Raw genomic sequence first — 12,499 nt, 5'->3', positions numbered from 1 at the left:
TTTCCTACATGAGTACCGCACTGGCATTGCAACGACGACATGCGAAGGTTATCTTGACCGGACTTTTTAAAAATCCTCTATTAGTGTTTGAAATGACGTACGCCAGTGAACACCATAGCAATCCCATACGTATCTGCCACTTTAATAGAATCTTCATCACGGATTGATCCGCCCGGTTGAATGATTACTGTAATTCCTGCTTTTGCTGCTTCTTCTAATGTATCTGGCATTGGGAAGAAAGCATCAGATGCAAGCGCGCTACCTTGTGCTTTTTCACCAGCTTGTGTAATTGCGATTTTTGCAGAACCTACACGGTTCATCTGTCCCGCACCGACACCAATTGTCATGTCATCTTTCGCTAAAACAATTGCGTTTGATTTCACATGTTTTACAACTTTCCAAGCTAGTTTTAAATCTTTCCATTCTTGCTCTGAAGGTTCACGTTTCGTTGGAATTGAAATTGTACTTTCATCTAATGATAACGTATCTTCCTCTTGAACGAGAAGTCCACCTTGTACAGAAGTTAGTTTTTTACTTGCACTTGTCGCTTTTTCAATATTTACAGTTAGTAAGCGTAAGTTCTTCTTACTTTGCAACACTTCTAAAGCTTCTTGCGAGAACGAAGGTGCGATAACAATTTCTAAGAAAATTTCATGTAACTTTTCTGCTGTAGCTTTATCAATTTCACGATTTGCTGCAATAATACCGCCGAAGATTGATACTGGATCCGCTTCATAAGCACGAGTATATGCTTCGTGAATATCAGTTCCTACTCCAACACCACATGGATTCATATGTTTTACTGCTACTACTGCTGGTTCTGTAAATTCTTTTACGATGCTAAGCGCTGCGTCTGCATCATTAATATTGTTATACGATAATTCTTTACCGTGTAATTGTTCTGCGTATGCAACAGAAGAAGTTGCTGCGAATGGCGCTTTATAGAAAGTTGCTTTTTGATGTGGGTTCTCGCCATAACGTAAGTCTTGCTTTTTCTCAAATGTCACAGTTAATGTTTCTGGACTTTCTTCACCCATTTGCTCTGTTAAGTAGTTAGAAATTAACGCATCATACGCTGCTGTATGACGGAATACTTTCGCTGCTAGTTTACGTTTTGTTTCCTCTGCCACTTCACCGTTCTCTTTTAGTTCTGCTAACACAATATCATAATCTACTGGGTCTACAATTACAGATACGAATTTATGATTTTTCGCAGCAGAGCGAATCATTGTTGGGCCACCGATATCAATATTTTCAATTGCATCAGCAAATGTTACATCAGGCTTAGCGATTGTTTCTTTAAATGGATATAGGTTTACAACAACAAAATCAATTGCTTGAATGCCTAGTGCATTCATTTGCGCTACATGTGTTTCATTATCACGAACTGCTAATAGACCACCATGAATATTTGGATGTAAAGTTTTCACACGACCATCCATAATTTCAGGGAAACCAGTTACTTCAGAAATACCAATTACTTGTAAGCCGTTTTCTTCTAGTAATTTTTTCGTACCACCTGTTGAAATAACTTCAATCCCTTGCTCTAGTAACCCTTTAACAAATTCTACTACTCCTGTTTTATCTGAAACACTTACTAATGCACGCTTTTTCATTTATCCTTCACCCCTGGTTGTATGTTAGTTAACAGTTGCTTCTTTCACAGACTGAACAATTTGATTCACTGTATTTACGTATAATTTATGTTCAACTTGCTGAATTTTCTTTTGTAAGCTTTCTCTCGTATCCCCTTCAGAAACAACCACTGCTTCTTGCGCAATAATTGGCCCTGTATCCATACCTGCATCTACATAATGAATTGTTACTCCAGTTACTTTCACACCTGCTTCTAACGCTTGACCGACAGCATCTTTACCCGGAAAGCTCGGTAGTAATGATGGATGAATATTAATAATCTTTCCGCCGTATGTTTCTAGTAACGTCGGCCCGATTAAACGCATATATCCAGCTAAAATAACATAATCAATTTCATATTCTTCTAGCTTCTTTAATATCTCTTTTTCAAACGCTTCTTTTGACTCATATGCTTTCGCTGAAAAAGCGAAACACGGAATATGATGATAATGCGCTCGCCCAACAGCACGTGCTTCTGGTTTATCACATACTAATAAACTAATTTCTGCATCCAATCTTTTTTCTTCTACCGCATTAACGAGAGATTGAAAGTTAGATCCACTTCCAGAAGCAAAAACTGCTAATCTACTCATAGTGCTGTGCCCCCATTAAAAGTAACGCCAGCTCCTTGTACAGTACGTCCAATAATACGAGCCGTTTCTCCTTGCTCTTCAAGAAGACGAACAACATCTTTTGCATCTTCTTCCTTCACTGCTACTACCATACCAATACCCATGTTAAAAATATTGAACATTTCTTTCTCTTCCAGCTTTCCAACTTCTTGAAGTAAATGGAAGATCGGCTGAATTTTCCAAGATCCTAGTTCAATCTCAGCACCAATTCCTTCTGGCAACATACGTGGGATATTTTCAATAAATCCGCCCCCTGTAATATGCGCCATACCGTATACTTCATGCTTCTTCAATAGTTCTAAAATAGGTTTGACATAAATTTTCGTTGGTTTTAATAGTTCTTCACCAAGAGGTAGTTCTAAGCGTCCATAAATACGCTCTAAAGATAGTTCTCCATCTTCTAGTAACACTTTTCGTACTAAAGAGTAACCATTGCTATGAATACCGCTAGATGCTAAGCCAATTAGCACGTGACCAGCTTCAATCTTTTCACCTGTTACAATTTTCTTTTTATCAACAATCCCAACTGTAAAACCAGCTAAATCATATTCTTCCGTAGAATACATTCCTGGCATTTCAGCTGTTTCTCCACCGATTAATGCACAACCAGCTTGGCGACAGCCCTCTGATATACCTTTGACGATGTTTTCAATTTTACTAGGTTCAGCTTTACCACAAGCAATATAATCAAGGAAGAAAAGCGGCTCTGCTCCTTGGACAACAATATCATTTACACACATTGCTACTGCATCAATACCAATTGTGTCATGTTTATCTGCCATAAAAGCGAGCATCAATTTTGTTCCCACGCCATCTGTTCCAGATACTAATACAGGTTCTTCTAATGCAAATTTTGATAGATCAAACATACCTCCAAAACCGCCTAAACCGCCTAGTACTTCTTTTCTCATAGTTGTTTGTACGTGTTTTTTCATGCGAGATACCGCTTCATATCCAGCTTCAATATCTACTCCTGCTTGCTTATATGCATTCGCCATCGTTATTTACACCTCGTCTTTTAATTTCTCCCCATCCAGGGCGGGCCGTTTTAAGAAAGAAGCTAGCTTCTACATCAAAAGAAGTAGAAGCTTTTTTCACTTTTCTTATTTCATACTTTCTAAAAGCTCTTGCTCATAATCATAAAGAGCTGTTGGATAGTCCCCATTAAAGTAAGCCATACATAAGCCGCCATATTTCCCTTCATATGGACGTCCAATTGCATCTACTAATCCATCTTCGCTTAAAAATGTTAAAGAATCCGCTCCGATCATTTCACGGATTTCTTCTACTGTATTATTTGCTGCAATTAATTCTTTTCTCGTTTGAATATCAATGCCATAGAAACATGGATATTTCAGAGGTGGTGAAGCGATTCTTACATGAACTTCTGTCGCTCCAGCTTCACGAAGCATACGAACAATTCGTTTACTTGTCGTTCCTCTTACGATAGAGTCGTCAATCATAACAACTCGTTTCCCCTCAACCACACCTCTTACTGCGGAAAGCTTCATCTTTACCCCTTGCTCGCGCAGTTCTTGAGAAGGTTGGATAAACGTACGTCCAACGTAACGATTTTTAATTAATCCTAACTCATACGGAATACCTGTCGCCTCCGCATAGCCAATCGCAGCTGAAATACTAGAATCTGGTACACCAGTAACAACATCTGCTTCAATAGGAGCTTCTGCCGCTAAACGTTTCCCCATGTTTTTACGTGCTGCATGAACGTTAACGCCTGCAATATTAGAATCTGGTCGTGCAAAGTAAATGTATTCCATACTACAAATTGCATGTTCTACATCGTTTGTGAAACGATCTACGTGAATTCCTTCATCATTAATGATAAGTAATTCACCCGGTTCTACATCACGAATGTATGTTGCACCTACCACATCAAAAGCACATGTTTCAGATGCTACAACGTAAGCATCCCCCATCTTTCCAATTGAAAGCGGACGGAACCCATTCGGATCTAATGCAACGATCATTTCATTTCCAGTTAGTAAAAGATACGCAAACGCACCTTTCACTTTATTTAAAGCCTCTTTTACACTTTCAATTAAAGAATCTTTCGTGCTACGTTTAATAAGATGTAAAAGTACTTCTGTATCTGAACTAGTTTGAAAAATACTGCCCTCTGCTTCTAATTCACGGCGAAGCATTTTTGCATTAATTAAATTTCCGTTATGAGCTAACGCCATACTATGATCGGAAAAACGGAACAACAATGGTTGAACGTTAGCAACTTCACTTCCACCAGCTGTTGCATATCGTACATGTCCGATTGCTGATTTTCCATTTAATCCTTCTAGCTCACCTCTTGAAAACACTTCTGATATTAAACCTAACCCCTTGTGACCGACGATTTTTTCCCCATTATTTACGACAATGCCTGCGCCTTCTTGCCCACGGTGCTGTAAACTGTGCAATCCGTAGTATGAAACTTGTGCCGCATTTTCATGCCCCCAAATTCCGAAAACGCCACATTCTTCGTTTAACCCCTTTATTTCAGCAAGCATGGGATTGCCCCTTTCCAAGCCTTTCTCATTTCATCTACATTTGCTGTAAGTAATACTTCATTTTCTTCATTCTGAATTGTTACTTCATTTGTACTTGTTACTTCTCCAACTTGGATTGCTTCTACCACTTTCTCAAACGCCTCTTTATTTTCACGTTTTACAGTTAGCACGAAGCGAGACTGTGATTCAGCGAATAATGCTGCTGTTGCTTCTCCATCTAATTTCACAGTAGCACCTAAGCCTTTAGCACCAATCGCACTTTCTGAAATTGCAACTGCTAAGCCACCTTCAGCAACATCATGTGCAGATTGAACAAGACCAGCTTGAATTGCTTCTAATACTTGTTTTTGGCGTTTTAATTCTACATCTAAATCAATACTTGGTGATTGACCGAAAATTTTGCCGTGAATCATTTTCTGTAATTCACTTCCGCCAAACTCAGCTTTCGTCTCACCGATTACATAAACTAAATCACCAGCTTGCTTAAACTCTTGTGTTGTTACATGTTTTAAGTCATGTACAAGTCCGACCATCCCAACAGTTGGTGTTGGATATACAGCTTCGCCACTACGCTCGTTATACATCGATACGTTTCCGCCGATAACTGGTGTTTGTAATGTGCGACAAGCTTCACTCATACCGTCTACTGATTTCTCAATCTGCCAGAAGATTTCTGGTTTTTCTGGGTTACCGAAGTTTAAGCAATCTGTAATTGCAAGTGGCTCCCCGCCAGAACATACGATATTACGCGCTGCCTCTGCTACTGCAATTTTACCGCCCATTTCTGGATCTAGATAAATGTAGCGAGAGTTACAATCTGTCGTCATTGCTAATCCTTTTTCTGTACCGCGTACACGTACAACTGCTGCATCCGAACCTGGTGTAACCACTGTGCTTGTGCGAACTTGGTAATCGTATTGATCGTATACCCACTCTTTACTTGCAATTGTTGGTTGTTGTAATAGAGCGAATAACGCTTCTTTATAATTTTCTACTTTTGGTGTTTCCATTTTCATTGCTTGGAATTCAGCAAAGTATGCCGCTTCTTTTGAAGGCTTATGATAAATTGGTGCTTCTTCTGCTAACGCATCTGCTGGAACTTCAGCTACCTTTTCACCTTTATGGAATAAACGAAGCATTTTATCTTCCGTTACTTTCCCCATCGTAACCGCTGCAAGACCATACTTCTCAAATAAATCTACTATTTCTTGCTCTCTACCTTTTTTCACAACAATTAACATACGCTCTTGTGATTCAGATAGCATCATTTCATATGGTGTCATTCCTGTTTCACGTTGTGGTACATCATCTAAGTACATTTCAATACCCATTCCTGCTTTACTTGCCATTTCTGCAGATGATGATGTTAAACCAGCCGCACCCATATCTTGAATTCCAACAAGTGCATCAGATTGAATCAATTCTAAACACGCTTCAATAAGAAGTTTTTCCATAAATGGATCCCCTACTTGAACCGCTGGACGTTTCGCTTCTGAGCTTTCAGATAGTTCTTCCGACGCGAATGTTGCACCGTGAATACCGTCACGACCAGTTGATGCTCCTACGTACATTACTGTGTTACCAGCACCGTGCGCTTGCCCTTTTTTAATATCTTCGTGGTTAATCAAACCTACGCACATTGCATTTACAAGTGGATTTCCTTCATAACATGGATCAAATTGTACTTCGCCGCCAACAGTCGGAATACCGATGCAGTTACCGTATCCTGCAATTCCCGCTACTACTTCTTCGAATAAATATTTCACACGTGGTGACTGTAATTCACCGAAACGAAGTGAGTTTAATAGAGCTACCGGACGTGCTCCCATAGAGAATACGTCACGAATAATACCACCAACACCTGTTGCTGCTCCTTGATATGGTTCAATAGCTGAAGGATGGTTATGACTTTCCATTTTAAATACAACAGCTTGATTATCACCGATATCTACAATTCCAGCACCTTCTCCAGGTCCTTGCAGAACGCGCTCGCCTGTCGTTGGAAACTTACGAAGAACTGGTTTTGAATTTTTATAACTACAATGTTCAGACCACATTACAGAGAATAACCCTGTTTCTGTATAATTTGGCAGACGACCTAAAATCTTTTCAACCATGGCAAACTCTTCGTCTGTTAGCCCCATTTCCGCATATATACGCTCTTCTTTAATTTGTGTTGGATTTGGTTCAAGCATTAACGACATATGTTTCCCTCCACTGTTTTAAGATAGATTGAAAGACTTTTAACCCTTCAGCACCGCCAAGTAATTCATCTACAGCACGCTCTGGGTGTGGCATCATACCAAGTACATTTCCTTTTTCGTTTACAATACCAGCAATATCTGAAACGCTACCGTTAGGGTTTTCTATGTAACGGAATGCAATTTGATTATTCTCTTCTAATCTTTTAAGAGTCGCTTCGTCACAATAGTAATTCCCCTCACCATGAGCGATTGGAATATTGATTACTTCATCTTTTTCATATTGTGATGTAAACATCGTTTCATTATTTTCAACACGCAACTGAACAGTGCGACACATAAACTTTAAGTTTTCGTTTCTCATTAACGCTCCTGGTAGTAATCCTGATTCAACAAGAATCTGGAATCCATTACATACACCTAAAATCGGCTTTCCTTGCTCAGCAGCTTTTTGCACTGCTTTCATTGCATTAGCAAAGCGAGAAATAGCACCGCAGCGTAAGTAGTCACCGTAAGAGAATCCACCTGGTAATAAAATTGCATCATATTCATCTAAATTCTCTGTATCGTGCCAAACGTAATCTACTTCTTCGCCAAGCTCATCTTTAATTGCATGGAACATATCGACATCACAGTTCGAACCCGGAAATACTATTACGGCAAATTTCACTGTGCGACAACCTCCTCAACTTCATAACGGAAGTCTTCCATTACAACGTTCGCTAATAGTTTTTCACACATTTCTTTTACCTTGCTATCTAAATCAGATACAGATTTATCAATCGTTAATTCCATGTACTTTCCGATTCTAACGTCTTGTACTTCTGTGAATGAAAGACTATGAAGTGCTCCTTTTACCGCTGTTCCTTGTGGATCTAATACGCTTTCTCTTAATGTTACATATACCTTAACTTTATACATGTGAAATTCCCCCTAAACGTTTTAAAATCTCTTCATAAGCATCTGTTAAATTTCCAAGATCGCGACGGAATACGTCTTTATCAAACTTTTCATTGCTCGTTTCATCCCATAAACGACAAGTATCTGGTGAAATTTCATCCGCTAAAATGATTTCTCCTTCTTCCGTTACACCAAACTCTAATTTGAAATCTACTAATCTTACGCGACAGCTTGCGAAATGATCAATCAACACTTGATTGATTTGTAGAGCCATATTTCGTAATACACTTACTTGCTCTGGCGATGCAACGTTTAATACACGAATATGATCTTCCGTTACAAGTGGATCTCCTAAATCATCATCTTTGAAGTAAAATTCTACGATTGGTTCTGCAAGTACAGTTCCCTCTTCCATTCCTAATCGTTTTGAAAGACTTCCTGCAATTACATTTCTTGTGACAACTTCTAAAGGAATAATACTCACTTTTTTAACAAGTTGTTCTGTTTCAGATAACTTCTCAACAAAATGTGTTTTAATTCCTACTTCTTGTAACTTTCTGAACAATAAAGTTGTAATCTCATTGTTCAAACGACCTTTTCCTGTAATCGTCTCTTTTTTCTCCCCATTGAAAGCAGTCGCACTATCTTTGTACTCTACCCAAACCATATCTGCTGATTCTGTACGATAAATTCTTTTTGCCTTACCTTCATACAGCAATTCTAGCTTTTGCATTTCGCAAGCCCCCTGTAGTTTGAAAAATGTGAATAATGTTTTTATAAAGAATGGCACAGAATGACTCTATTCTGTGCCATATGAAATTTTACGCTTCGTTTAATCCAAGGCGTTCAAAGATTGTATCAACATGTTGCATATGATGCTCATAGTTGAAGCATTCATTAATTTCTTCTTGTGTTAACTTACTTGTAATACGCTCATCAGCTTCAACAAGCTCTTTAAATTGTACTTGTGTTTCCCAAGCTTCCATCGCTTTAGGCTGTACGATATCATAAGCTTCTTCACGTACCATACCTTTGTCGATTAGTGTAAGCATTACGCGCTGAGAATAAATTAAGCCGTATGTTCTTGTCATATTGCGTTTCATATTCTCTGGGTATACAGTTAAGTTTTTAACGATATTACCAAAGCGATTTAACATGTAATTTAATGCGATTGTAGCATCTGGTAAAATTACACGTTCTGCTGAAGAGTGAGAAATGTCACGCTCATGCCATAATGGAACATTCTCATAAGCTGTCATCATATAACCGCGGATAACACGAGCTAAACCAGTCATATTTTCAGAACCAATTGGATTACGTTTATGCGGCATTGCAGAAGAACCTTTTTGACCTTTTGCGAAAGCCTCTTCAACTTCACGTGTTTCACTCTTTTGTAAACCACGAATCTCAACTGCCATCTTTTCGATAGATGTTGCGATTAATGCAAGTGTCGACATGTAGTGTGCGTGACGATCACGTTGCAATGTTTGTGTTGAAATTGGTGCTGCTTCTAATCCTAAGTTTTCACAAACATATTTTTCTACGAATGGATCGATATTTGCATATGTACCAACTGCACCAGATAGTTTACCAACACGAACTGTATCAGCAGCTTGTTTGAAACGCTCTACGTTACGTTTCATCTCTTCATACCAAAGACCAAGTTTTAAACCAAATGTCGTTGGTTCTGCATGAACACCGTGTGTTCTTCCCATCATGATTGTGTATTTATGCTCTTTCGCTTTGTTAGCTAAAATGCTTACAAAGTTCTCTAAGTCTTTTAATATGATTTCATTCGCTTGTTTTAAGATGTAAGATAATGCTGTATCTACTACGTCTGTAGATGTTAAACCGTAATGAACCCATTTACGTTCTTCGCCTAATGTCGGCGTTTCTGATACAGCACGAGTGAATGCAACTACGTCATGACGTGTTTCTTTTTCAATTTCATAAATACGATCAATATCAAATGATGCATGTTCACGAATTTTTTTAACATCTTCTTTTGGAATGTCGCCAAGCTCAGCCCATGCTTCACAAGCTAAAATCTCAACTTCTAACCACGCTTTAAATTTGTTCTCTTCCGTCCAAATCGCACCCATTTCAGGGCGTGTATAACGACTAATCATCTTTTTCCCTCCAACAGTTGTTCTTGATGGTCCCAAATATGCAAACTCTTCGCTTTTTCTAGAGCAACTTCAATATTATCATTTAAAATATTAACATGCCCCATTTTTCGCTGTGCTTTTGCTTCTTCTTTTCCATACAAGTGTAAATAGCACCCGGTTAGTCTATTCACTTGTCTTAGGACCCCTTCTATATGTTCGCCTAAAATGTTTACCATGACAACTGGTTTTAACAAATTTGTTTCTCCTAGAGGTAAATTACAGATTGCTCGAATATGTTGACCAAATTGACTCGTTTCACATGCATCCTGTGTGTAGTGTCCTGAATTGTGAGGTCTTGGTGCTAATTCATTAATGTAAATCTCACCATTAGTTGTAGCAAACATCTCTACTGCTAGTGTTCCCACAAGTTTTAATTCATCCGCAAGTACCTTTGCATAAGCAATTGCTTTTTGAGAAAGCTCTTCTGTAATGCGAGCTGGAACGATAGATTCATGTAAAATGTTATTTACATGAATATTTTCTGCTACTGGAAACACTTTCGTTTCACCACTTACACTACGAATCACAATAACAGATACTTCTTTTTCAAAAGGCACCCATTTCTCTAAAATACACTCTGCTTTATCCACAAGATTTCTTGCTGTCTCAACATCAGCCTCACTTCTTAAAACAACTTGCCCTTTCCCATCATATCCACCTGTCGTCGTTTTTAAGACGGAAGGGAATGATAACTCAGCAATTGCTTCTGTAAGCTGATCTTGATTTTGAACTAATCTATACGTTGCTACTGGTAACCCAGCTTTCTCAATCGCATTCTTTTCTGTAAAACGATTTTGCGTTGTATTTAACAACTGACTACCTTGTGGCAAGTAAGCATGTTTTTCAAGCCATTGTAAACATCTATAATCAATATTCTCAAATTCATATGTGACAACATCACTTATCTCTGCTAAATGCTGAATTGCCTTTAAATCGTCATACGGTGCAACAATTTCAATATCAGCAACTTGTGCACATGGTGAATGCTTTGTAGGATCTAAAACAGCAATTTTATATCCCATCTCCTTGGCTGCCAATGCCATCATTCTTCCCAGCTGGCCGCCTCCAATAATGCCGATTGTTTTTCCAGGTAAAATGATTCTCGTCATACTAGCTCACTACCTTCACGCACATCTTTTTCAATCGCTTCTCGTCTCAATTCTAATGCATCATGTATATCATCATAGAATGATCCAAGTATTTGTGCAGCAAGTAATCCAGCATTCGTTGAACCGGCTTTACCAATTGCAACAGTTGCAACTGGAACACCCCCTGGCATTTGGACGATGGATAATAATGAATCTAAGCCGTTTAATGCTTTTGATTGAACTGGAACTCCAATTACAGGAAGATTTGTCTTCGCTGCAACCATTCCTGGTAAATGTGCTGCTCCACCAGCTCCAGCAATAATAACCTTCAATCCACGTTCACGAGCCGTCTCTGCATATTCAAACATATAATCCGGAGTCCGATGAGCGGATACAACCTTTTTCTCATACGGTATATTTAATTCATCTAAAATGTCACAAGCATATTTCATTGTTTCCCAGTCTGACGTACTTCCCATTATGACTCCAACTAGTGATTTCATATTAGAATCCCCCCGATTCAAATAAAAAAAGCCTGAAATAGAACAGTTTCTCTTTTACTATGAGAGAAAGCGCTCTACTCAGGCATACGTATCCCTTGTGAATAGAAAAATACCGAGTGACTTTCCCTCATAGTCTAACGAATAACGGTCGTTAGGTAGAGACTTGCAGGCCATATCCCCGCGATTATATGAGGTCTTATATTATTGTTTCTATGGCTATATTAACAATATTTCATAAACGATGTCAATAAATAATCGAATGTTTTTTTATTAGTAGTCAATAACGTTCGTGTTTTAGTTATATTCAAAAGAAGAATTGCAACTATATGCAAGAAGAAAAGGGAATTAGAATATATATTTCTAGAGATCTATTTACTTATAATCGTTTATATAGTACTTCAGTATGTTTTAAATCAAAATATGTACACTCTTGTATTCTACACATCAATAGAACTTTTATTATAACGATTTAATTTCTAAGGAGGATAAACGTGAGAGAAAGAACTACGCTATTATCCTATTTATTTTTTCTATCGCAGTAATTGTTGTAATTATTGAATACTTATTTATAGCATCTCATTATTTAAAATATATACTTATGATAGAAATAATGTGTTCTATTTTAAGTATTACTTTAGCGGCATTAGGAAAATCAGGAACACAAAAAATCATTGCTATTATTTTAAACAGTCTCTATTTCATTCTTTTTTCGTCTTTAGCGTTATTAAATTTATGGATTATAACATTCGGTAAATAAAAATAAACACAAAAAAACCTAAGTCGAAACGACTTAGGTTTTTGCTTGGCGACGTCCTACTCTCACAGGGACAAGGTCCCAACTACCATCGGCGCT

11 protein-coding genes, 1 pseudogene and 1 riboswitch are annotated in these 12,499 nt (G+C 38.1%); of the genes and pseudogenes, 1 reads left to right on the top strand and 11 read right to left on the bottom strand.

The genetic code is table 11. The annotated features are described in order from the left end of the window. Positions 1-80: 80 nt before the first annotated feature. The 11 genes from purH to purE all read right to left on the bottom strand — a co-directional run bounded on the left by purH (position 81) and on the right by purE (position 11,646). Positions 81-1,616, bottom strand: coding sequence for a bifunctional phosphoribosylaminoimidazolecarboxamide formyltransferase/IMP cyclohydrolase (gene purH, locus ACODS7_RS28665; RefSeq protein WP_243169251.1), 1,536 nt, complete (start codon positions 1,614-1,616; stop codon positions 81-83). 24 nt (positions 1,617-1,640) lie between these two features. Next, a complete protein-coding gene (gene purN / locus ACODS7_RS28660; protein WP_016083736.1) occupies positions 1,641-2,228 on the bottom strand; it encodes a phosphoribosylglycinamide formyltransferase in 588 nt (195 codons plus the stop codon). Further along, positions 2,225-3,265: a phosphoribosylformylglycinamidine cyclo-ligase gene (gene purM, locus ACODS7_RS28655; protein ID WP_016083737.1), complete on the bottom strand. Its 1,041-nt coding sequence runs from the start codon at positions 3,263-3,265 to the stop codon at positions 2,225-2,227. The genes purN and purM overlap by 4 nt, the downstream gene beginning before the upstream one ends. A gap of 105 nt (positions 3,266-3,370) precedes the next feature. Next, positions 3,371-4,786, bottom strand: a complete 1,416-nt coding sequence (purF, locus tag ACODS7_RS28650; protein WP_000879026.1) for an amidophosphoribosyltransferase — start codon at positions 4,784-4,786, stop codon at positions 3,371-3,373. After that, positions 4,771-6,990: a phosphoribosylformylglycinamidine synthase II gene (gene purL / locus ACODS7_RS28645; RefSeq protein WP_243169252.1), complete on the bottom strand. Its 2,220-nt coding sequence runs from the start codon at positions 6,988-6,990 to the stop codon at positions 4,771-4,773. The genes purF and purL overlap by 16 nt, the downstream gene beginning before the upstream one ends. Then, positions 6,974-7,657, bottom strand: coding sequence for a phosphoribosylformylglycinamidine synthase subunit PurQ (gene purQ, locus ACODS7_RS28640; protein ID WP_029441465.1), 684 nt, complete (start codon positions 7,655-7,657; stop codon positions 6,974-6,976). Before purQ ends, purL begins: the two co-directional genes overlap by 17 nt. Beyond that, a complete protein-coding gene (gene purS, locus ACODS7_RS28635) occupies positions 7,654-7,908 on the bottom strand; it encodes a phosphoribosylformylglycinamidine synthase subunit PurS (protein WP_000278823.1) in 255 nt (84 codons plus the stop codon). Before purS ends, purQ begins: the two co-directional genes overlap by 4 nt. After that, a complete protein-coding gene (gene purC / locus ACODS7_RS28630; RefSeq protein ID WP_029441464.1) occupies positions 7,901-8,620 on the bottom strand; it encodes a phosphoribosylaminoimidazolesuccinocarboxamide synthase in 720 nt (239 codons plus the stop codon). Before purC ends, purS begins: the two co-directional genes overlap by 8 nt. Positions 8,621-8,708: 88 nt before the next feature. Then, entirely contained in the window at positions 8,709-10,016 is a 1,308-nt protein-coding gene (gene purB, locus ACODS7_RS28625; RefSeq protein ID WP_000625687.1) for an adenylosuccinate lyase, read from the bottom strand. Next, the gene (purK, locus tag ACODS7_RS28620; protein WP_048564830.1) at positions 10,013-11,164 is read right to left on the bottom strand and encodes a 5-(carboxyamino)imidazole ribonucleotide synthase; all 1,152 of its coding nucleotides are present in this window, start codon (positions 11,162-11,164) and stop codon (positions 10,013-10,015) included. The genes purB and purK overlap by 4 nt, the downstream gene beginning before the upstream one ends. Continuing rightward, positions 11,161-11,646 (bottom strand): 5-(carboxyamino)imidazole ribonucleotide mutase, encoded by a 486-nt coding sequence (purE, locus tag ACODS7_RS28615; RefSeq protein ID WP_043937814.1) that lies wholly within the window; start codon positions 11,644-11,646, stop codon positions 11,161-11,163. The genes purK and purE overlap by 4 nt, the downstream gene beginning before the upstream one ends. Positions 11,647-11,756: 110 nt before the next feature. After that, a riboswitch (purine riboswitch) is annotated at positions 11,757-11,858 on the bottom strand. A gap of 279 nt (positions 11,859-12,137) precedes the next feature. On the opposite strand from purE, the pseudogene ACODS7_RS28610 reads away from it, so the two are divergent. After that, a pseudogene (locus ACODS7_RS28610) lies at positions 12,138-12,403 on the top strand (hypothetical protein). Positions 12,404-12,499: the final 96 nt, after the last annotated feature.

This window comes from Bacillus sp. FG16 (assembly GCF_057809515.1).
This window is presented reverse-complemented; position numbering and strand designations above follow the sequence as displayed.

Coding starts and splice junctions, on each gene's coding strand:
- purH (WP_243169251.1), bottom strand. CDS start 1,616: ATGAAAAAGCGTGCATTAGTAAGTGTTTCAGATAAAACAGGAGTAGTA.
- purN (WP_016083736.1), bottom strand. CDS start 2,228: ATGAGTAGATTAGCAGTTTTTGCTTCTGGAAGTGGATCTAACTTTCAA.
- purM (WP_016083737.1), bottom strand. CDS start 3,265: ATGGCGAATGCATATAAGCAAGCAGGAGTAGATATTGAAGCTGGATAT.
- purF (WP_000879026.1), bottom strand. CDS start 4,786: ATGCTTGCTGAAATAAAGGGGTTAAACGAAGAATGTGGCGTTTTCGGA.
- purL (WP_243169252.1), bottom strand. CDS start 6,990: ATGTCGTTAATGCTTGAACCAAATCCAACACAAATTAAAGAAGAGCGT.
- purS (WP_000278823.1), bottom strand. CDS start 7,908: ATGTATAAAGTTAAGGTATATGTAACATTAAGAGAAAGCGTATTAGAT.
- purC (WP_029441464.1), bottom strand. CDS start 8,620: ATGCAAAAGCTAGAATTGCTGTATGAAGGTAAGGCAAAAAGAATTTAT.
- purB (WP_000625687.1), bottom strand. CDS start 10,016: ATGATTAGTCGTTATACACGCCCTGAAATGGGTGCGATTTGGACGGAA.
- purK (WP_048564830.1), bottom strand. CDS start 11,164: ATGACGAGAATCATTTTACCTGGAAAAACAATCGGCATTATTGGAGGC.
- purE (WP_043937814.1), bottom strand. CDS start 11,646: ATGAAATCACTAGTTGGAGTCATAATGGGAAGTACGTCAGACTGGGAA.